Source organism: Clostridiales bacterium (genome assembly GCA_018333995.1).
Classification (GTDB): domain Bacteria; phylum Actinomycetota; class Coriobacteriia; order Anaerosomatales; family SLCP01; genus JAGXSG01.
The window spans coordinates 1-21,278 of the sequence record JAGXSG010000020.1 but is presented as its reverse complement, the minus strand read 5'-3'; the positions used below and the strand labels follow the sequence as shown (position 1 = coordinate 21,278).

The following is a 21,278-nucleotide window of genomic DNA, read 5'->3' as shown; positions in this document are numbered from 1 at the left end:
CGAAACTCGCCCGATGCGGCACAATAGGGAGACTGGAGGTGAGCGAGGAGCATGTCAAGCAGGCGCATGAGAAACCGCCGAGCGCGCGCGGGCGCGCCGGTGGGGGCGATCGCGGCGACCACCGTGGTCGCGACACTGTTCCTCCTGTTAGCGGCGGGAGTAACCGCAGCGTACGCGGTAGTCTCCTCGTGGCTTGAGGACCTGCCGGATTACCAGTCGCCACACGCCTTCGACGTCGCCCAGGCAACACGGATCTACTCGGCGGACGGCACTCTTATCGCGCGGCTCTACCTGGAGAATCGTACCGTTGTTCCAATGTCGGAGATATCGACGGAGTTCGTCGAAGCCGTTGTCGCGGTCGAAGATGAACGGTTCTACACGCACGATGGTGTCGACCTGCAGGGCATCGCACGCGCACTCGTCACTGGCCTGATGGCGGGACGCCTCGAGGAGGGTGCTTCGACAATCACCCAGCAGTACATCCGTAACACGGTCCTTCTTGACGAGCGAACACACATCACATTCGCCCGCAAGGTTCGTGAAGCGTTTCTCGCCCGCGAGCTTGAGAAACGCAAGGACAAAGACGAAATACTGGAGCTCTATCTCAACGCGATCTACTTTGGCGAGGGGGCATACGGCGCTCAGGCCGCCGCGCAAACATTCTTCTCCAAAAACGCGTCCGACCTGACAATTGCCGAGGCTGCGCTGCTCGCGGGTCTTCCTCAGCAGCCGAGCAGATTGTCTCCGTTCACGAATCCGGAAGGCGCGACCGCACGCCGCAACCACGTGCTCTCTCGGATGCTCGTCAACGGCTATATCACGCAAGATGAGTACAACACCGCGCGCGCGGCCCCCGTCGAGCTCAAGCGCGCCGACCAGCCGGCCGACGGGATCTTTCACGCACCGTACTTCGTAGCGCACGTCAAGAAGATCCTCCAGCAGGAGTACAGCTCGGCCCTCGTGTTTGGAGGAGGGCTTGAGGTTCACACCACCATCGACCTGAGACTGCAAGCGCTCGCCGAAGATGCCGTCTTCGGATTCCTCAACCGGCCGGGCGACCCGGACGCCGCACTCGTCTCGCTCGACCCGCGCGACGGAACGATCAAGGCGCTTGTGGGCGGACGAGACTTCGCCACGAGCAAATTCAATCTTGCGACGCAAGGCAAGCGCCAACCCGGCTCCGCGTTCAAGACGTTTACGCTTGTCGCCGCGATCGAGGCTGGTATGCCTCCCTCGCGATTCGTTGACTCATCTTCCCCCGCCGTCATCCCCGCGACTCCCCTGTGGAACGTATCGAACAGCGAAGGACGAGGACGCGGCATCATCCGCCTCGATTCGGCGATGCGCTCCTCAGTCAACACCGTGTTTGCGCGCCTCATTTGGGAGCTCAACGACGACGAGAGCACGGGTGCCGAGAAGGTCGCCGCTGTTGCGCGGCGCATGGGGATCCGCTCGGACATCCCGCCGTACCCATCGATCGCGCTGGGAACCCAAAACGTGACCCCGCTTGAGATGGCTTCGTCCCACGGAACCTTGGCAACCAACGGCGTTTACCACGCACCTGTGGCCATCACGAAGGTGATCGACAGAGACGGCGAGACCGTGTTCGAGCACAAGCCTGAAGGGGTGGAAGCTCTTACACCAGAGGTCGCCTTTGCGGTGACGAACGTCATGCGAGGCGTCATCACAGGGGGCACAGCACGCGCCGCTTCGATAGGTCGGCCGGCCGCTGGCAAGACGGGCACGAGCCAGAACTACCGTGACGCATGGTTCGTCGGCTATACGCCCCAGCTGGTGACATCGGTGTGGGTCGGCTACTACAAGCAAGAAACCCCGATGCTCAACGTGCACGGACGCCGCGGGTTTGGTGGAACCCTCGCCGCGCCGATCTGGGAGCGCTTCATGAGGCCCGCTCACGAAGGTCTGCCGGTGCTCGACTTCAAACGGGTCGCCGCGCCTAAGTACACCTACAGGCAGTCCTCACTGCGCGTTGACGTCCCTGATCTCATCGGCATGACGACCGCTCAAGCTGAAGAATCGCTCGACCCGTTCGCGCTCAAGCTCACGGTCAACGAGGTCTTCCACGCCACAGCTCCCGTAGGGATCATCGTCGCTCAGAACCCCGCGCCAGATGCCAAGATCGCACCTGGCGGCACCGTCACCGTGAGCGTTTCGAAGGGCCGGGACACGACGCCGCCTCCCGCGCCGCAACCACCTCCAGCGCCTCCCGCACCACCACCTCCAGCGTTGCCGCCGCCGCAGACAGAGCCGACTCCAACACCCGCCCCGTAAACGCGATCACGGTCGCTTGAGGCAGGTACGGCAAGTCCCGGAAAGCTTCATCTCGAGTGCCTCAGTTGCGGTGACGATGAGCGCGAGAGCGTCGCTGAGTCGGTGGCCCTGTTCTCCCACGCGATACGTACGGTGATCCCGTCAGGAAGTAGCGCAGCTCGAGCTCGAAGCCCGCACCCAGTCCTACCCTGCCAGACTTCGACACCTCGTGGTTGAACGGCCCTGAAGCATGGTACACGGCAAGATCACCCTCGCCGAGAACGCCGCCGTTGTGCGTCAGATCGACGCCGAGCGCCGAGGCGAGCTTCCCGGGGCCGTTGGTCAGCTCATGATCCGCACGTCCTGGTCGGCGCGCACGCATCGTGCCCACGCCTACGAGCGGCTCAAGGGCACGTATCAACACCGCGCCCGCGACGCCCTCAGGACCGCACACCAGATTGAGCATGTGGTGGTTGCCGTACGTGAAGTAGACGTAGACGGAACCGGGTGGTCCGTACATCACCGCGTTGCGGACAGTGATCCCGCGGGTAGCGGCGTGGCTACCGGGGTCGTCACTGCCGAGATACGCCTCTGTCTCAACAATCCTGCCACCCGTGAGCCCACCGCCCGCCCGGCTCAGCAGGATCGTCCCGAGCAGTTCTGAAGCGGCCTCGCGGGGATCCCGGTCAAAGAACTCTCGCTCTACTCGCGCGCCGGTCACGCCCGGAATCGGTTCACTTTCCGTCGGCCACGCCGACACGCCGTGCCACCTACCCCTCAGCCGCGCGCTTGAGCCACTCCGCATCCAAGCTAAGCGCCTCGCCCACGTGCACCATCTGACGGGAGACCGGACCGTGCCCTGTGCCCCCTTCACTGGCGCGCCGAGCCACCACCTTCCGGATGTCCACCACATCGCTGCCGCTTTCCTTCAGCGACGGGTGTATAGCCGCGAACTCCTCGGCGGTGAGGTCTTGCAGCGTGCGGCCGTCTCGCTCGAGCGCGCAAACGAGCGCTCCGATGACTTCGTGTGCCTCGCGGAAGGGCACTCCCACGCCCGCGAGGTGGTCGGCGAGATCGGTCGCCGCCATGAATCCTCCGTGCGCGGCCGCGCGCATGCGCTCGCCGTTGACCCGCATCGACGAGAGTATCCCATCGACCACGGTGAGGCAGTCGAGCGTCGTGTCGATCGCGTCGAAGGCGCCCGCCTTGTCCTCCTGCATATCTTTGTTGTAGGCGAGCGGAAGCCCTTTGAGCATGGTGAGCAACCCTACGAGATCGCCAATCACTCGACCGCTCTTGCCTCGCGTGAGCTCAGCGAAGTCGGGGTTCTTCTTCTGCGGCATGATGCTTGAACCCGTGGAGTGAGCGTCATCCATCGTGACAAAGCCGAACTCCTCGGTGGACCACAAGATGAGTTCCTCGCAGATGCGCGACAAGTGCACCATGGTCACGGTGCACGCATAGGTTAGGTCGAGCAGGAAGTCGCGATCGGACACCGCGTCCAGCGAATTTGGAATCACCGCGGCGAATCCGAGATGCTCTGCGATAAACCGGCGGTCCACGGAAAACGTGGTGCCCGCAAGCGCAGCGCTTCCGAGCGGGCACTCGTCGGCCGCCTCGTACGCCGCACGCACCCTCGCCGTATCGCGCGTAAACATCCACGAGTATGCGAGCACGTGGTGGCTGAAGAGTATCGGCTGGGCCTTCTGGAGATGAGTGTAGCCCGGCATGATGACGTCTGCGTTGGCCTCGGCCACCGAAACGAGTGTTCCGCGAAGCGCGACGAGAGCCCGCACGAGCTCTACGGCCTGCCGCTTGGCATACATGCGCGTGTCGAGCGCGACCTGATCGTTGCGGCTGCGCCCCGTATGGAGCCGACCACCCGCAGGACCGATGCGCTCAGTAAGGGCGCGCTCGATCGCCATGTGGATGTCTTCGTCGGCCACGTCGAACTGAAACGCGCCGTCGCGGATCTCGCGGTATATCTCCGAAAGACCGGCTTCGATCGCCTCGGCGTCCGCCTCGGAGATGATGTTCTGGCGCGCAAGCATCCGTGCGTGCGCGATCGAGCCGGTGATGTCCTCAGCCCACATGCGCTTGTCGACCGGCAGCGAGGCGCCGAACTCGTCGAGGAACCGGCTCGGGGACCGCTCAAAACGTCCGCCCCATGGCTTTTTCGCGTCTGTCACGGAGTTAGACCTCGCCTTCCTTGCCTACCTTGCGACGCTGGCGCGCCCAGACCTTCACCGGCAGTCCATGCAGATGGATGAATCCTTTGGCAGCGGTGTGATCGAAGGTGTCGGCCTCGTCGTAGGTGGCGAGATTGTAGTCGTAGAGCGAGTACGGACTGCGGCGTCCCACCGTCACGCAGCTTCCCTTGAAGAAACGCAGCCGCACATCGCCGGTCACTAGCTGCTGGGTGGTGTCGATGAAACCGTCGAGCGCCTCTTTGAGCGGCGAGAACCACATGCCGTTGTAGACGAGCTCGGCCCACTTCTGCTCCACGCCGAGTTTGTAGTGGAGCACCTCGCGCTCCAGGCAGAGATCCTCGAGCGCCTTGTGGGCGGTGATGAGAGTGAGCGCTCCCGGCACCTCGTATATCTCGCGGGACTTCACGCCGATGAGCCGGTTCTCGATCATGTCGATGCGGCCGAACCCGTGCCTGCCAGCTAGTTCGTTCATGCGCTCGATGATGTCATGGAAGCTGCACCGCTCGCCGTCGAGCGCGACCGGAATGCCTTGCGCGAAGCTGATCTCGGCATACTCGGGCTCATCGCACTCGTTGCCGCGCGAATCGGCCGTGAGCGTGTAGATATCGGCTGGCGGTTCGACCCACGGATCTTCCAAGATGCCGCACTCAATGGCCCGTCCCCAGAGGTTGTCGTCGATCGAGTACGGCGAGGACTTGGTGGTGGGCACGGGGATACCGCGCTCCTCGGCGTAGACCATTTCCTGTTCGCGGGTCTTTAGCTCCCACTCGCGCACCGGCGCGATCACCTCGAGATCGGGGTCGAGGGCCGCGATTCCTACCTCGAAACGCACCTGGTCGTTACCTTTGCCGGTGCACCCGTGAGCAATGTAGCGGGCCTGGCACCGGTGCGCCTCCTCTACGAGATGCTTGACGATGATCGGACGCGACAGAGCCGAGACGAGCGGGTACTTGTTCTCGTAGAGCGCGTTGGCCTTGAGGGCACGGCTCAGGTACTCCTCCACGTACTCCTCGCGCACATCCTTCACGATCGAATCGACCGCTCCGATGTCGAGCGCCTTCTTCCGCACGAACTCGAGATCCTGACGCTCCTGGCCCACGTCGATGGCGAGGGCCACCACATCGACATCGTGGTTCTCCCGAATCCACTGGATAGCGACGGACGTGTCGAGTCCTCCGGAATAGGCCAGTACGCATTTCTCCCGAACCATATGAAACCCTTCCATCCGTGCCGGAAACCGGCGATATGTTCACGGCGCGGTGACGCGCCCTACTCGATGCCCCGAAACTTCTTGATGGCGTCGACAAGCGTACCGGCAGCCGTCTCGTCTTGGACGATGATCAGAATCGTGTCATCGCCCGCTATCGATCCAAGCACATCCGACAGCTCCGCACGGTCGAGCGCCGCCGCGACACCGGGCGCGGTTCCGGGCGATGCCTTGACGAGCACGAGGTTGCCGGTGTGGACGACTCCCGTTACGAGTTCTGAGATCATCCGCTGCAAGTGAAGATCCTCGGCGAGCACGTATACACCCTCGGGCAGCTTTTTGAGTCCCATCTCGGTGACATCTCGCGAGACCGTCGCTTGGGTGCAGCTGAAGCCTCGTTCCTTGAGATGCTCAACGAGGTCCCGCTGCGTGCGCACCCGCTCCGCCCGCACGATCGTCCTGATCACCTCTTGCCTCTTGGTCCGCTTCTTCATGAGTTCCAATCGACCTCCCCGTTCTTCCTCGTCCATGAAACCTAGCTGAGCAGCAGCTTGAGCAACGCGAGCTGCGCGTGCAGCCGGTTTTCCGCCTCATCGAACACGATCGACGCCGGCCCGTCTATGACCTCGCCCGTCACCTCTTCGCCACGGTGCGCCGGCAGGCAGTGCATGAACCGTGCGCCGCGTCCGGCGGCCGACATCAGGTCAGCGTCGACCCGGTAGGGCTCAAACGCGGCCAGCCGCTCGGCGTGCTCGCCCTCTTGCCCCATCGACGCCCACGTGTCGGTCGCGACAATATCCGCGCCGCGCACCGCTTCGAACGGGTCGTGCCCCACCCATACGCGAGCACCGTGTGTCTCGGCCAACTGCTTGGCGTGCGCGACTACGCTCGCGTCAGGCTCGAACCGCTGTGGCGTGGCGATGCGAACATCCATGCCAGTGAGCGCACCCGCGTGCAGGTACGTGTGCGCCATGTTGTTGCCGTCACCAACGTAGGCAAAGACCACACCCTCGAGGCGGCCGAGGTGCTCCCGGATCGTGAGGAGGTCCGCCAGACCCTGGCAGGGATGGTGGTCGTCGGAAAGCGAGTTGATGACCGGAACCCTCGCCCACTTCGCCACCTCTTCGACCTTTGCGTGCGCAAACGTCCTGAACACAATGGCGTCGCAGTAGCGCTCAAGCACGCGCGCGGTGTCCGCGACCGTCTCTCCGCGAGAAAACGCCGAGTCCCCACCAGAAAGGATGACGGGCGCGGCACCGAGACGAACGCACGCCACCTCGAACGAAACGCGAGTGCGCACTGAAGGCTTCTCGAAGACGATCGCGACCGAGGCGCCCGCGAGCGGCGCGGCGCGCACGCCAGCCGCCCACGCGGCTTTCTCCTCGAGAGCGGTGTCTAGCACGAGTGCGATTTCGTCGGCGGACAGATCTGCGAGCGTCAGCAGGTCACGGCCTGAGAGCGCCTTTGACATCACGCGGCCACCTCCTCAAAGAGCACGGGCAGTACATCCATGAGTGTATCCACCTCGGACGAGGAACACACGAGCGGAGGCAGGAACCGGATAATGTGCTCTCCGATGGCGTTGAGCACGAAGCCGCGCGCAAGCGCGCTCGCCGCGATCGATGGCGCCACGGGTTTTACGAAGTGGGCGGCAAGCATGAGCCCTGTCCCGCGCACCTCAACGAGCGCGCCGGTTTGCGCCGAGAACGCCTCGAGACGCTCGCGCAGGTACCCTCCGGTCGCGATAGCCCTCTCGCCGAGCCGCTCGTCCCGAAGCGCAGCGATCGTGGCGAGCGCGGCTGCGCAGATGACAGGTCCGCCAGCGAAGGTGGAGCCGTGATCGCCCGGACAAAACGCCTCGGCCACGTGGTCCCGCGCCATCACAGCGCCCGCGGGTAAACCGTTTGCCATCGCCTTGGCGAGCGTCACGATGTCGGGCTCAATCCCAAACGCCTGATGCGCGAACGCCGGCCCAGTGCGCCAGAAACCGGTCTGGACCTCGTCGAAAACGAGCAGGACTCCGCGCTCGTCACAGAGTGCCCGGGCCGCCGAAAGATACGACGGCTCACACGGGTAGACGCCGCCTTCTCCCTGAACGACCTCGAGCATCACCGCGCACACGCTGTCATCGAGCGCTTCGTCGAGCGCGGCGATGTCGTTAAGCGGCACGTGGGAAAAACCGTGCGGCAGCGGCTCAAACGCCTCTTGCTTGGAGGGTTGTCCTGTCGCCGCGAGCGCCGCCAGGGTCCTGCCGTGAAAGCTCCGCTCGGCGGTAATGACCCGCACGGCGCCTGGACCCTTGTTCGCCACGCCCCAGCGACGGGCGAGTTTGATCGCGCCCTCGGTCGCCTCGGCACCCGAGTTACAGAAAAATGCCTTGAACCCCCCGCCGAGAAGTCCCGATATCTCACGCGCGAGCTCCGCGCGGTGTTCGACGAAATACAGGTTAGTCACGTGCACGAGCCGGTTCATCTGGCGTGCGACCGCCTCGGCCACCGCAGGATGCGCGTGACCGAGATTTACCGCGCCGATACCTGAGACGAAGTCGAGATACTCGCGGCCCTCGTCGTCGTAGAGGCGCATACCTCTGCCTTCCACAAACATCACCGGTTTGCGAGCGTACGTGGGCATGTGAAACTCGGCGTCAAGAGAGCGCGCGACCTCGTAAGCGTCCCCCACTTTAGCGGCCCGCCTCCCCCTGGTACGCGCCACGGCACTCCATGGGACCGCGCTCGCCGTCGTGAGTGATCATCGTCCCCACACCTGAGTCCGTGTAGACCTCGAGCAAAAGAGAGTGCGGGACGGTGCCGTTCAAGATGTGCGCTCGGCCTACCCCGCCGCGCAGCGCCCGCGCGCACGCGGCTACCTTGGGGATCATCCCGCTCGCAAGACGGTCGTGCGCGATCATCTCCTCGGCTTCATGGAGTGCGAGCACGCTGATGAGCGAGGACTTGTCCGAGAAATCAGCGTACAGGCCATCGACGTCCGTGAGGAAGATGACCTTGTCGGCGTCGAGTGCGGCTGCCAGCTCACCAGCGACGATGTCGGCGTTGATGTTGTACGAGCCAGCGTCCGCGCTGGCCCCCACGGAAGCGACGACCGGTATGAACCCGTCTCCGATCAGCTTGTGGATCACGGTCGTGTCGATGGAGCGGACCTGCCCCACACGACCGAGGCGCTCGGAGATCGCGTCAGCGATGATGAGGTTGCCATCGTCTCCTGAGATCCCGACGGCGAGCCGTCCGTGGGAGTTGATCGAGCCGACGAGTTCTTTGTTCACCTTGCCGACGAGCACCATCTTGACGACCTCCATCGCCTCATCGGAGGTCACACGAAGCCCCTCATGGAATTCGACTGGCATGCCGAGCCGTTCCATGTACGCGGTGATAGCCGGTCCGCCCCCGTGCACGATCACCGGGTTCACCCCTACAAGCTTCATGAGCACGATGTCGCTGGCGACGTGCTCGCGCAACACGGGATCCGTCATCGCCGCCCCGCCGTACTTGATGACGACGGTCCTCCCCCAGGTGCGCTTGATCCAAGGCAGCGCTTCTGTCAGAGTCTCAGCTTTCTCCAACAGGTACTCCATCGACGCCCTCTCCTCAGTCTTGGACCTCACGTCCGGTACGCGCCGTTGATGCGCACGTACTCATACGTCAGGTCGCACGTCAAAACGGTGGCCTCGAACTCGCCGAGGTGCAGGTCGACAAGCAGCTCGATCTCGTCGGCGGAAAGCGCGAGCGCCGCAGCGTCTTCATCAAAGGCGACCGCCGTCCCGCCCGTGCACGTGGGAATCCCCGCGAACACAATGTCGACGCGATCCGGGTCGACATCGGCGCCCGAATTGCCGAGCGCCATCGCAACCCGCCCCCAGTTGGCGTCCCCACCAAAGAGCGCGGTCTTGACGAGGGGCGAGTTTGCGATCGTGCGAGCGGCCGCCTCGGCGTCGTGGGCGCTCGCGGCGCCCCGCACCACGACAGAGACAAGCTTCGTCGCGCCTTCCCCGTCGCGAACAATCATCCGCGCGAGCTCCGCGCACACGTGCGTCACAGCCGCCGCGACCGCGTCGAACGCGGGGTGAGCAACGGTGATTGGCGCACCGTCCACAATCGTCGCGGCACCACTCGCCATGAGAGCGGCGGTGTCGTTGGTCGATGTGTCGCCGTCGACGGTGATGCGGTTAAACGTGCGACCGGCCGCCAAGGTGAGCGCCGCTCTGCACGCCTCGGCGTCGAGCGGCGCGTCGGTGGTGAGAAACGCGAGCATGGTCGCCATGTCGGGCATGATCATGCCGCTCCCCTTGGCGATGCCCCCCACCGCAAACGAGGTACCATCCACCGTCACGCGGCACGCGGACTCCTTCGCGAACGTGTCAGTGGTCATGATCGCTGCGGCGGCCTGCGTGGCGTGCTCCCGCTTGCTTCCGAGGGCGGCAATGGCCGCTTCAATGCCGGCACCAACTGTCGGCATCGGCATCGGCACGCCTATCACGCCCGTGGAAGCGACACCCACATCCTGGGGAGCGCACCCGAGGAGTCGCGCGGTCTGCTCGGCCATCGCCCGAGCGTCGGCTTCGCCCGTCGCGCCCGTGCACGCGTTGGCGTTGCCCGCGTTGACGACCCACGCGCGCAACGTGCCGTCCGAGACCGCTTGGCGGCTCCAACTCACTGGCGCAGCCGCCATCGTGTTGCGCGTGAAGACCGCGGCGGCGGCTACGGGCGCCGCCGCGTCGATGACACACACGTCGAGTCTGCCGGGACGCTTGATGCCAGCGGCAACACCAGACGCCGAGAAGCCCGCGGGCGCAAGAATCCCCCCGTCCGCACTCTCGATCACGTACGTGGACGACGCGCGCGTCATTGTCAGACCCCCCAACCGGGGATGTCGAGCCCGGCGGTTTCATCGAGACCAAGCACGAGGTTTGCACACTGGATCGCCTGACCGGAGGTACCCTTCACGAGGTTGTCGATAGCGCACACTGCGACAAGCATTCCCGCATCCTCATCGACAACGACACCGATATGCGCTCGGTTTGTGCCGCGCACCTCGGCGGTAGAGGGCATCACCCCGGGAGCGTGCACGGTGACGAACGGCTCGTTGGCGTAGCGAGAGCGGTAAAGGTCGACGGCTTCCGAGGTGGTGAGGGAGGATGAATCCTCGGTGAGGTCGAGATAAACGGTCGCGAGGAGTCCGCGGCTGAGCGGTGCGAGATGGGGCGAGAATGTCACGCGGACGGGGCTGCCCGTGACATGTGAGAGCCGCTCGGCAATCTCGGGTGTATGCCGGTGCGCCGCAACTTTGTACGCGGCGACCGACTCCGTGACCGCACAGTAGTGCACCCCAGGTCCCGGGGCCTTGCCCGCTCCAGAGACTCCCGAGATCGCGCCGATGATGACGCGCGTACCGCCCGCTACGCCCTCGGCCAGCGCGGGAAACGCCGCGAGGATGCTGGCTGTGGGATAGCAGCCTGGGCACGCGACAAGTCGCGCGCCGGGAAGAGCGCCGCGGTCAAGCTCGGGCAGACCGTAGACCGCCTCAGCCAGAAGCTCTGGGCATGAGTGCGCGACTCCGTACCAGCGCTCGTAGAGTGCCGGGTCGGAGAGGCGGAAGTCGGCAGAGGCGTCGATGACGGTGACGCCGCGCTCGAGCAAGCGCGGCACGAGCGCCATCGCCGCCGTGTGCGGGACAGCAAGGAACGCGATGGAGGCCGCATCAGCGATGGCGTCAGCGTCGGGCTCGACGTACGCCACATCCACGTGGGAAGCTAACGCAGGGTAGAGGTCGCCCACCCGCGTGTCCGCGTGGGCGGCCGACGTAAGGTGAACCGCCCGCATCATAGGATGGCCGACGAGCAGCCGCGTGAGCTCGACGCCCGCGTAGCCGGCCGCTCCCACTATCGCGACATCGATCACGGCGCTCCTCCAACAGACGGCGATGAATCACGTGATGATATCGATACTCCGGATACAAGTCAACGGTTATACCTTAATGTTACATACTGACTCTTCTTGATACATAGCTGCTCATCTGCCCGTCGATGAGAACTCGTGGGCGAGCAATACCGCTCTCACCCTCGGAGCTCCGCGCCTACCGCCGCGCTCACTTTGCGCACGAGCTTCTCGTGCACCGGCCTGACATCATCATCAGAAAGCGTCCGGTCTGGCGCGCGATATGTGAGCGCCCACGCGAGACTCTTTCGCCCCTGGGCTACGCCAGAACCGCGGTACACATCGAACAGGCGAACCGAGTCGAGCAACACCCCTCCCGCTTTCCTGATCGCGCGCTCCACACGGTCCGCTGTCACCGAGTCATCGACGACGAGCGCGAGATCGAGCGTCACAGCCGGGAACCGAGGAACCTCCTTGCACGGCCGCACCGCCCGCGCCGCCGAGATGAATACCCCGAGATCAAGCTCGAACGCGACGATAGGCGCTTGTGCCTCGTACGCCTCGGCGACATGAGGATGCACCTCGCCGAGCCACCCGGCTCGACGGCCATCTACGAAGACATCGGCGCTCCTGCCCGGCTGGAGCCACGCGTGACTGAGTGCGTCAAGGGTGAGCCGCTCGATTCCAAGATCGATGGCGAGGGCCTCGATCACTCCTTTGCCGTCAAAGAAGTCGAGTGCCGCTCCCGGGTCATTCCAGCCAGGACGCGTCCAGGAGCCGGCGAGCACGCCCGCAAGCATCGTGCGCTCCCGGGGAAGGGTTCGTCCAGCGCTCGTCCCGTACGTCGCGCCGATCTCGTAGAGCTGCACGTCGGGCACGCCTCGGCGCTGGTTGTACGACACGGCTCGCAACAGGCCGGGCAGTAGCGACCACCGCATGACTGCCTGCTCCGCTGACATCGGATTCGCCAGTTCGACAGGCACCTCTCCTTGGGGCGGCGATGTCCGGCTCAGCACGGCGTCTTCCGGATCGATGAACGAGTACGTCATCGTCTCGTTCAAGCCCGCGGCCCGAACGGTCGCGTCGATGCGGCGCATCCAGCGCTGCTGATCGGTGAGCACTCCCACGCGACCGGTTCCCGCCGGAAGCGTCGCGCAGACGCGATCCATCCCCCACACCCGCACGACTTCCTCTATGAGATCGATCTCCCGTTCGATGTCGGGGCGAAACGTCGGAACCTCTACCGAAAACACCTCTGCGGCCTGCGGAAAGACCGTAAAGCCGAGAGACTCGAGAAGCCGAGCCGCCTCGGTTCCGGCTATAGCGGTGCCGAGCACCGCGTTGAGACGTGAAATTCGAAGCGTGAGCCGTCTTGGGGTAACGGGCGCAGGATAGACGTCAGCGGCCCCGGTCGCGACGATGCCGCCAGCGAGCTCGGCAATGAGCGCCGCGGCGCGATCGATCGCCTCGACGCATCTGCTTGGATCGACCCCCCGCTCGAACCGGGTCGAGGCTTCCGAGATGAGCCCGAGCGAGCGGCTCGTCGTGCTCACCGACGCCGGGTCAAAACACGCCGATTCAAGCACAACGTCGAAGGTCAACTCGGAGACCTCGGTCGCCTCACCGCCCATCACGCCGGCGAGCGCGACAGGGCAAGAGTCGTCTGCGATCACGAGCATCCGCTCCGTCAAGGTCCGAAGCTGACCGTCGAGGGTGACAAGCGATTCGCCTGCCCGCGCGGTTCTCACCGTAATGGTCGTGAGCCCATCGCGCGTAGCCAGCGTTGAAGCATCGAAGGCATGGAGTGGCTGGCCGAGCTCGAACATCACGTAGTTGGTGACGTCGACGATGTTGTTGACCGGACGTGCTCCGGCCGCCGCGACCCTCTCGGCGAGCCACTCGGGAGAAGGGCCGATTCGAACGCCGCGGACGAGACGCGCGGCGTAGCGCTTGCACAGCGCCGGGTCCTCGATCACAACGGCGATACGGCTTGCGGTCTGTTCCGCGGACTCGTCCACCGCTATCTCGGCGGTCCGCAAACGCGCCCCCGTGATCGCCGCGACCTCGCGAGCGACGCCCACCATCGAGAGGCAGTCGGGACGATTGGGGGTGACTTCGAGGTCGATCACGGTATCGGCGCGACCGGCGTACTCAGCCCACGACACGCCAACCGGGGCGTCTTGGGGCAACACGAGCAGGCCTGATCCATCTCCCGGCAAGCCAAGTTCTGGGGCCGAGCACATCATTCCCTCGCTCGTCAGTCCCCGAAGCTTGGAGCGCTTGATGACGAGTCCGCCGGGGAGCTCAGTGCCCGCACACGCGACCGGCACCTTGTCGCCCGCCTCGAAGTTCGTCGCGCCGCACACGATATGGAGCGGCTCGGATAAGCCCACGTCGACCTCGCAATATGTGAGCTTGTCCGCCTCCGGATGGGGCGCCTTGTTGAGCACCTGCCCCACGACCACGCCGCTTAATCCCTCGCCGACGATCCGCACGCCCTCAACCGCCGTGCCAGTCATGTCGAGACGTTCGACAAGTTCTTCGACCGCAAGCTCGACATCGACGAACTCTCTGAGCCACTTTATCGAGACGTGCATCTCGGGGTCGTCCTTTCATCGCTTCGGCGGGCGGCGGGGTGTGCGAGCCGCTCGCATCGGGGCCCAACTGGGATCAGAACTGCCTGAGAAACCTCATGTCGCCTTCGACGAGCATCCTCAAGTCGGGAATGTCGTATCGCAGCGCCGCGATGCGCTCAACGCCAAGACCGAACGCGAAGCCGACGTATTTCTCGGAATCGATGTCGACATGGCCAAAAACATTGGGATCGACCATCCCGCACCCGAGTATCTCAAGCCAGCCGGTGTTCTGGCAGAACCGGCATCCGGAGCCTTCGCAGATGCCGCAGGAGACATCGACCTCGGCGCTCGGTTCGGTGAACGGGAAGAAGTGCGGACGAAAGCGCGTCTTCCGGTCGCGTCCAAACAGCTCGTGGCAGAGGTGGTCAAGCGTGCCCTTCAGGTCCCCGAATGTGAGTCCGGCGTCTACGGCAAGACCCTCGATCTGATGGAACTGCGGCAGGTGGGACGGGTCAGCAATGTCACGACGGTAGACGCGGCCGGGAGCGATCACGTAGACCGGCGGTTTGTGCTTCTCCATAACGCGGATCTGGACCGGACTCGTGTGCGTGCGGAGCAAGACGTCTGTCGTTGCGCCAGGTTCGATCGGACCTGAGCCGGGTTCCATTACGTAAAAGGTGTCTGTCGCCGCGCGCGCCGGATGTGTGAGCGGGTGATTGAGGGCGGTGAAGTTGTAGTAGGACCGCTCGACTTCCGGTCCTTCGGCCACGCGGTAACCAAGCCCGACGAAGATGTCGATGATCTCCGCCGTGATCTGACTGATCAGATGCGCTCGCCCCGGAAGACGTTTGCGACCGGGGAGTGTCACGTCGACCGCCTCGGCGCTGATCCTGTCAGCAAGCGCCGAGGCCGAGAGAGTCTCTTTGCGCGCGGTGATCGCCGACTCTAGCGTTGCGCGCACCTCGTTTGAGACCTTCCCGACCGCGGGACGCTCATGCGCCGAGAGTGAACCGAGTCCGCGCAGAACCGCGGTGAGTGAACCCTTCTTGCCAAGAACCCCCACACGTACGGCGTCGAGCGCTTCGAGTTCACACGCCGCCGAGATCTCCGCGAGTGCACGCTCCTCGATGCTCCTCAAGTCGTCAATCAGTGCCATCAGCCCTGCTTTCGTCTCGCACACAGCATACCCGCCAACGACGGGGAGCCGACACCGTCGCCTGGAAGTATATCCAAGGACGGGAGCCGGCTCCCGCGGTACCACCTCGGTTGACCCTTGGCGGGCCCACTCATCGCGCCGACCCTCATGGGGCCAGCACTATTTGCGGTCTCTCATCCGCGACGTCCCTCTATCGGGGGATCCGGCTTCCCTACCGGCGCGTAACGAGCCGCATGGCCACGCGCGTTCAGGTCGCGGCTCAGGAGTGAACCGTTCGCAAGCGGCAACCGGGATCCTTCCAGCCCACCGGAATCCCTCTCTGGTCCGTTGCCAGCGGTCGCGAACGCATCTCCTTCATCGCCATACGCTGTGCGATTGGATACGGAGTGTAGCATACGATAGCGCGCCGATGACCTGCTCCCTCACCATGCCGGTGCTCCACACAACGCGTCCCTTGACGCGGTTCGCTGGCACGGGATCCCGGTCGGCGGCTTCACACGCGTCCCCCTTGGTTCGCACCTCACCCCTTCTGCCCACACTGACCGCCCTGTGCGCCACCAGTGAACCGTCTTCACGCGTGAACACCACCACGTCACCAGCGCGCGGTTTCGCCTCACGCCGATAGAGACACACATCGCCCACCTCGAGCGCTGGCGACATCGAGCCACCAGCGACCATGACGATGCCGTGCGTGCTTACGACGAGCAAGATTGCGGTCAGCGTCACGCCCACGCCCACATAGTTCACCGCTGTTGCTGTGCATCGACGTAGAGCGTCATGCGCGTGTAGTCACCAGCGTGCGCGTTGTCAACACCACCCGGAAGCAGTACCGCAAAGTCGAGCACGATGCTCTCTCCAGGGGCAAGCGGTACCGGCTCTGTCTTCATCTGCGACAACAAGCCTCGGTACACCTCTGTACCGCCTGAGCTGACCGAGCACTCGAGCGCGTTGTAAAACGCGGTGACGCCGGCCCGCCGCGCGTTGGTCACGCTCACGGTGCACGGCAGGGTGCCGTCGTTAGTGACACGAAGCGACCGCACCTGAGCTGTCCCCGGCGCGAGGGTGTCGATGCTGACCGCTGAGGAGGTCGGCTCCACCGAAACCGACACGGTACCGGCCCTGATCACGTTGTCGGCGATGGAGCGTTGCGCGTTAAAATACGCTCCTGCCACCCCCACCGACACGACGAGCCCAACCGCGCACGCAAGCAGGATGATCCGTTTCATGACACTCTCCCCTCTTCTCGTCCGACGAGGGGTGTCAGAACGACCGGTACGCAGGGCGGTCGCCCGGCGCTCCATCAGAATAGGCGTTGGCCTCTAACCGAAACTCACCAGGATCTAAACCGCCTGACCGCGCCTGCTCGCTTTGTGCCCGAACGCGCGAAAGCCCCGTGCTCGCACGCGCGGGGCTTTCGGGTTTTACTGATTGGGGGATGCGCTCCCTACGCCGAAACCTGCTCCTTGGCGATCTCGGCGAGCTTGGTAAACGCCGCAGGGTCGTTGATCGCCATGTCTGAGAGGATCTTGCGATCAAGTTCCACGCCAGCCTTCTTGAGTCCGTTCATGAACACGGAGTAAGACAAGCCATTGAGCCGGGCACCCGCGTTGATGCGAGCAATCCACAACCGGCGGATCTCACGCTTCTTGTTGCGACGATCGCGATATGCATACTGCAGCGAGTGCTGGACCTGTTCTTTGGCAGCGCGGTACGTACGGCTCTTAGCGCCGTAGTAACCCTTGGCCTTCTCAAGTACGGTGCGACGCTTCTTCTTCGCGGAGACGGCTCGTTTGACGCGGGGCATGAGAGATCACTCCTTATTGGGGACAGTGCACCGGACTAGCCGACGCCGAGGTTCTTCTTGATGACTGCTTCGTCGGCCTTGTGGACGAGCGAATCCGCACGGAACGCGCGCTTACGTTTGGGACTTTTCTTCTCGAGGATGTGGCTCTTAAACGCGTTGCCGCGCTTGACCTTGCCGGATCCGGTCAGCTTGAAGCGCTTCGCGGTTGACTTGTGAGTCTTTTGCTTAGGCATTTTCTGCCTCGCTTTCTTGGTCCGCGGGCACAGCGCTCGCGCCGTCACCCCTGTTCTCCTTCACATCCCGCTTCACCGGGGCCATCAACATGTGCATGTTGCGGCCCTCAAGCTTGGGCTGATTCTCTATCACGGCCATGTCAACGAGGTCCTCGGCGAGTCGCTCGAGAATCGCGAGCCCACGCTCGGCGTGCGCCATCTCTCGACCGCGAAACATGATCGTCACCTTGACCTTTGCTCCCGACGTCAGGAAGCGCACGACGTGCTTCTTCTTGGTCTGGTAGTCGTGGTGGTCGATCTTTGGCCGGAACTTGATCTCCTTGAGCTGCACCGTCGCTTGGTGCTTCCGGGCCTTCTTTGCCTTGATATCCTGTTCGTACTTGTACTTGCCGTAATCCATGACCCGGCAGACCGGCGGATCCGAGTTGGGCGCGACCTCAACGAGATCGAGACCCTGTTCATCGGCGATTCGCAACGCGTCCGGCGTCTCGAAGATTCCAAGCTGCGAACCATCGACACCAATGAGACGCACACGCGGCACGCGGATCCGTTCGTTGATCCTCGGCTCGATACTGCTGATGGGCGATTCACCTCCACTATTCGCGCCGTGCCCCTCGACACGGCACATTTCATCCATTCATGAGTAACGCCCCGCGGCCTAGAGCCGACGGGGCGCGACATACGCCGAGCAACCCGGATTCTACCCCGGTCCCGGCGGTTCATCTCGACCAGACAGCTACCTCAGTGGTGCCGCAAGGTGGGAACCCTAACTACCCGCAAAGGCGGGGTTCCGCTTGTAATGAGCTATATGCGATTGTTCAGCCCGCGTAGTATACGGGCGGGGGCTGTAGCTGTCCAGCGCTCGCTCGCGCACCGCTGGCTCTCGATCGCACGCATATCGTAGCCCGGGAGCATTAACGGGATCTTACCAGAACCTCACCCCTGCGGCGTCCCGTAGTACCCCTCGATCGCCCGCTCAACCGCTTCCCGACCCGCTGCGAGCACTTCGCCACGCGCGACGAGCGCCCCCGGCGCGGTCCACGCGTGCGCAAGCTCGACCTGTCCGTCTTTGATGTTGCCGGGAAAGCGCATGTGAATTTGCGCGATCACCGGCGTCCACCACTTGGGGTTCCGCGAATCGTTGAGCGGAACGACGATCAACTCGCCGAGAATCGTCTCACCCACCACCACCCACGGGCGTTCTTCACTGCCGTCGTAGACGGTCGACAGCGGCCCTCCCCCAGCCTGGCCGAGCAGCCCTCCCACTCGCACAACGTCCCACAGACGACTGCCCACCAAGAAGCGCTCGGCGACGGCCGCTCTGGCGCCCGGATCACGCGGGGCCGACACCTCCTCGAGCACGTCCTCGCCGAGCGCGCCGAGCCACACGAGTTCACCATGCGCGACGGCGGCAACCTGCGTGTGCGGATCGTGGGGCGCGTTGAGCGCGGCGCGGTGCACCACGACCGTGAGGTCGATGTCGTCTGGCGGCGGGAAGCGCAGAGCCGCCGAGGCGTCCTCGGTGAGTCGCACACGTGTGCCTGCCGGAAGTGTGGCCACTAGAAGCCGAAAGCGCGTCTAAATCGACGCGTGGTTGTCGCCATCATGTTCTCAACCTCCGGTGATATCCTACCCGCCGCGGGACTCTCCCGAACCGCTGGTTCCCGCAGTGCCAAGCAGCCTGATCACTCCTCACGAGTAAGCTCGAACATGAAGTCTGCGGGAAACCGCTGAAGATTGCGCCGGACCGCCTGGGTCAGCGCGCGCGTCTCGACTCCGTAGAGTTCCGCGAGGTCCTCGTCGAGCAAGACGCGCACTCTACGCACGACTCGAATGCCCAGTGTTGCTGACGAAACTGGAATGATCGCAGTCGCTTCCGACGTCGTCCTGTGGATTCTGGGGATAGTGTGGACAAGCCGCCCTGCTCAGACCGCACAAACGCTGCGATCGACCGCTTGTCACATCGGTGCGCGGATCTCACGATTTCCGTTGCTTCTCGCCCGGGATGGCGCATAATCCTACTTGCGAGGTCGTTGAAGAACTCAGATGGGCCGAAGCCGCAAGGTGGACGGTTCGTTCGAGGAAAGCAGCGGCCTCGCTCTTTTGTGCGCTCAGAACGACTCCGCGCCTGCGCTCAACGCATTCGGGGAGCGCCCGAAGCGATTCAAGCTCGACCGCGCGGCAGCACGGATGCAGCAGGTCGAACCGGTAGAGCCCCAGATCCCAACGATGTGTCCGATGTGTGGCGGCGCACTCGTTCAGCGAACTGCATGCAAGGAGCGGGGACGCACAGGCAAGGCTATTCTCGGCGGCGAGAACTTCGCAAGACGGAAGTACAGGTTAATCTTCAATCTCGATAGCAGGTACCGGAGAACCAGCCGTCGCTGTCCTCGTCACTACCACACCTGCATCGCACGCCTCCGCGAGTCGTACTCCGGCTCGGCCGGCACCGTCTCGGTCACATGTCGATGCCGATCACGGCTCAGTCGAATCCAGCCTTGCTCCTGAGCCGGTCTATCAGGACGGCATCCGCGCCCTCGCGCCGTGCCCACTCGTAGAGCTCCGACCAATCCACACGCTGACGTCTGGCGACCATGACGGCTTGATCGAGCGCCTGGTTGTCGTTCCAGTGCACGTACGCCGCAAGCCGGTCCATCACGGACTGGGTCGGCGTGATGACGCGCACGGGACCGAACTCGGTCTGCAACGTGAGGACGGAACTCTCGGGAACCACTGTCTCGCCAAAGGCCAGCGGGCCTGGCGGGAACTCGACGTAGTAGCGTGCCTCGGGGTGCTCGAACTGTCGGCTTCCTGGGGTTCGGTGGAAGCCGAGAGGCTCGATCGCCTCGGCGATCACCGCGGTTCGCTCGGAGGTGATGAAGTCCAGGTCGGAGCTCTCGTACTCGTTGTCGCTGTACAGCACGACAGCGCCGCCGCCGGACAGGGTCGCCCTGATGCCGGCGCGTTCGAGCGCTTCGCACACCAGGGCGGCCAGCTCCCCCAGGGAGGTGCCCTCGTTCACTCTGCGCATGCGCTCACAGCCTCTTGCCCGTACGACGCGGCCTCTGCCGCTGCCGGTAGTACGCCTTCGTCTCCGCCTCGGGCAGCAAATCGAGCTCTGCCTGAAGGAAGCTGCGAAGATTGCGTACGGTGGGGTTGCGCGTGTTGAACTCGAAGACACGGGTCCTGCCCACCGTACGACTGAGAAGCACCCCGTTCGCCTCGAGCCGTCGCAGCTGCCGCTGGATAGAGCTCACGGGAACCTCATAGGTCTTCGCGATCCAAAGCGCGTGACCGGAACCGTATGCTTCGAGGAACAGCAGCACCTGCGTGGCGGACCGGCTACCGAATATGGACTCCAGGACTGGCGTCATGCGGATCCCCCTACTAACGCATTATGAGGTAATATTACCACGATGCGCGTCAATGTCCACACGAGTGTCCATGCTCGACCGATTGCTAATGTACCCGCGTTCGCCGAGCACAACCTACATCTCGACGGCCACCACGACGTCCTCCTCGGCGATTCCGGCGACCTCAGCACGGGCGCGCAGACGTTCGCGCATCGCGTCCTACGTACCCGCGACCGGCACGATCATGACCCGGTCCTCGCGAACGAACACATCGACTTCCGCCCCCTCTTGAAACAGCAGCTCGTCGATCGGATCCTGGCGTGGCCCCCTTCAGTCCGTCCCATGATACCTGCCGAGGAGAACTCGTCCTGTGGATTCTGGGGATAGTGTGGACAAGCCGCCCTGCTCAGACCGCACAAACGCTGCGATCGACCGCTTGTCACATCGGTGCGCGGATCTCACGATTTCCGTTGCTTCTCGCCCGGGATGGCGCATAATCCTACTTGCGAGGTCGTTGAAGAACTCAGATGGGCCGAAGCCGCAAGGTGGACGGTTCGTTCGAGGAAAGCAGCGGCCTCGC

The 21,278-nt window shown here is 64.0% G+C and carries 21 protein-coding genes; 1 reads left to right on the top strand and 20 read right to left on the bottom strand.

All coding sequences use genetic code 11. The annotated features are described in order from the left end of the window. The first annotated feature begins 51 nt into the window (after nucleotides 1-51). Nucleotides 52-2,292: a PBP1A family penicillin-binding protein gene (locus KGZ40_05920; protein ID MBS3957046.1), complete on the top strand. Its 2,241-nt coding sequence runs from the start codon at nucleotides 52-54 to the stop codon at nucleotides 2,290-2,292. A gap of 61 nt (nucleotides 2,293-2,353) precedes the next feature. On the opposite strand, the gene KGZ40_05915 is transcribed toward KGZ40_05920, so the two are convergent. The 20 genes from KGZ40_05915 to KGZ40_05820 form a co-directional block, all read right to left on the bottom strand. Then, complete coding sequence (locus tag KGZ40_05915; protein ID MBS3957045.1) at nucleotides 2,354-3,031, bottom strand: DNA-3-methyladenine glycosylase; 678 nt, start codon at nucleotides 3,029-3,031, stop codon at nucleotides 2,354-2,356. A gap of 10 nt (nucleotides 3,032-3,041) precedes the next feature. Beyond that, nucleotides 3,042-4,460 carry an argininosuccinate lyase gene (argH, locus tag KGZ40_05910; protein MBS3957044.1) on the bottom strand — a complete coding sequence of 473 codons (1,419 nt, stop codon included), beginning with the start codon at nucleotides 4,458-4,460 and terminating at the stop codon, nucleotides 3,042-3,044. A gap of 4 nt (nucleotides 4,461-4,464) precedes the next feature. Continuing rightward, nucleotides 4,465-5,691, bottom strand: coding sequence for an argininosuccinate synthase (locus tag KGZ40_05905; GenBank protein ID MBS3957043.1), 1,227 nt, complete (start codon nucleotides 5,689-5,691; stop codon nucleotides 4,465-4,467). 59 nt (nucleotides 5,692-5,750) lie between these two features. Beyond that, entirely contained in the window at nucleotides 5,751-6,191 is a 441-nt protein-coding gene (locus KGZ40_05900; protein MBS3957042.1) for an arginine repressor, read from the bottom strand. Nucleotides 6,192-6,223: 32 nt separating this feature from the next. Beyond that, nucleotides 6,224-7,159 (bottom strand): ornithine carbamoyltransferase, encoded by a 936-nt coding sequence (gene argF, locus KGZ40_05895; protein MBS3957041.1) that lies wholly within the window; start codon nucleotides 7,157-7,159, stop codon nucleotides 6,224-6,226. Next, nucleotides 7,159-8,319, bottom strand: a complete 1,161-nt coding sequence (locus KGZ40_05890) for an acetylornithine/succinylornithine family transaminase (GenBank protein MBS3957040.1) — start codon at nucleotides 8,317-8,319, stop codon at nucleotides 7,159-7,161. The genes argF and KGZ40_05890 overlap by 1 nt, the downstream gene beginning before the upstream one ends. 49 nt (nucleotides 8,320-8,368) lie before the next feature. Beyond that, nucleotides 8,369-9,277 carry an acetylglutamate kinase gene (gene argB / locus KGZ40_05885; protein ID MBS3957039.1) on the bottom strand — a complete coding sequence of 303 codons (909 nt, stop codon included), beginning with the start codon at nucleotides 9,275-9,277 and terminating at the stop codon, nucleotides 8,369-8,371. Between the two features lie 26 nt (nucleotides 9,278-9,303). After that, entirely contained in the window at nucleotides 9,304-10,548 is a 1,245-nt protein-coding gene (gene argJ / locus KGZ40_05880; GenBank protein ID MBS3957038.1) for a bifunctional glutamate N-acetyltransferase/amino-acid acetyltransferase ArgJ, read from the bottom strand. A gap of 2 nt (nucleotides 10,549-10,550) precedes the next feature. Beyond that, nucleotides 10,551-11,600 (bottom strand): N-acetyl-gamma-glutamyl-phosphate reductase, encoded by a 1,050-nt coding sequence (locus KGZ40_05875; GenBank protein ID MBS3957037.1) that lies wholly within the window; start codon nucleotides 11,598-11,600, stop codon nucleotides 10,551-10,553. Between the two features lie 155 nt (nucleotides 11,601-11,755). Next, nucleotides 11,756-14,173 carry a phenylalanine--tRNA ligase subunit beta gene (locus KGZ40_05870; GenBank protein MBS3957036.1) on the bottom strand — a complete coding sequence of 806 codons (2,418 nt, stop codon included), beginning with the start codon at nucleotides 14,171-14,173 and terminating at the stop codon, nucleotides 11,756-11,758. Nucleotides 14,174-14,246: 73 nt separating this feature from the next. Next, nucleotides 14,247-15,302, bottom strand: a complete 1,056-nt coding sequence (pheS, locus tag KGZ40_05865; GenBank protein MBS3957035.1) for a phenylalanine--tRNA ligase subunit alpha — start codon at nucleotides 15,300-15,302, stop codon at nucleotides 14,247-14,249. A gap of 360 nt (nucleotides 15,303-15,662) precedes the next feature. Continuing rightward, nucleotides 15,663-16,055, bottom strand: coding sequence for a signal peptidase I (locus KGZ40_05860; GenBank protein ID MBS3957034.1), 393 nt, complete (start codon nucleotides 16,053-16,055; stop codon nucleotides 15,663-15,665). Further along, nucleotides 16,052-16,534 carry a hypothetical protein gene (locus tag KGZ40_05855; protein ID MBS3957033.1) on the bottom strand — a complete coding sequence of 161 codons (483 nt, stop codon included), beginning with the start codon at nucleotides 16,532-16,534 and terminating at the stop codon, nucleotides 16,052-16,054. The genes KGZ40_05860 and KGZ40_05855 overlap by 4 nt, the downstream gene beginning before the upstream one ends. Nucleotides 16,535-16,752: 218 nt before the next feature. Further along, a complete protein-coding gene (gene rplT / locus KGZ40_05850) occupies nucleotides 16,753-17,112 on the bottom strand; it encodes a 50S ribosomal protein L20 (protein MBS3957032.1) in 360 nt (119 codons plus the stop codon). Nucleotides 17,113-17,147: 35 nt separating this feature from the next. Then, nucleotides 17,148-17,345: a 50S ribosomal protein L35 gene (gene rpmI, locus KGZ40_05845; GenBank protein MBS3957031.1), complete on the bottom strand. Its 198-nt coding sequence runs from the start codon at nucleotides 17,343-17,345 to the stop codon at nucleotides 17,148-17,150. After that, nucleotides 17,338-17,973: a translation initiation factor IF-3 gene (gene infC, locus KGZ40_05840; protein ID MBS3957030.1), complete on the bottom strand. Its 636-nt coding sequence runs from the start codon at nucleotides 17,971-17,973 to the stop codon at nucleotides 17,338-17,340. The genes rpmI and infC overlap by 8 nt, the downstream gene beginning before the upstream one ends. 308 nt (nucleotides 17,974-18,281) lie before the next feature. Next, the gene (locus tag KGZ40_05835) at nucleotides 18,282-18,878 is read right to left on the bottom strand and encodes a hypothetical protein (protein MBS3957029.1); all 597 of its coding nucleotides are present in this window, start codon (nucleotides 18,876-18,878) and stop codon (nucleotides 18,282-18,284) included. A gap of 152 nt (nucleotides 18,879-19,030) precedes the next feature. Next, on the bottom strand, nucleotides 19,031-19,210 hold the full coding sequence (locus KGZ40_05830; protein MBS3957028.1) for an ORF6N domain-containing protein: 180 nt from the start codon (nucleotides 19,208-19,210) through the stop codon (nucleotides 19,031-19,033). 617 nt (nucleotides 19,211-19,827) lie between these two features. Next, a complete protein-coding gene (locus tag KGZ40_05825) occupies nucleotides 19,828-20,376 on the bottom strand; it encodes a hypothetical protein (GenBank protein MBS3957027.1) in 549 nt (182 codons plus the stop codon). A gap of 4 nt (nucleotides 20,377-20,380) precedes the next feature. Next, nucleotides 20,381-20,719, bottom strand: coding sequence for a hypothetical protein (locus KGZ40_05820; GenBank protein ID MBS3957026.1), 339 nt, complete (start codon nucleotides 20,717-20,719; stop codon nucleotides 20,381-20,383). Nucleotides 20,720-21,278: the final 559 nt, after the last annotated feature.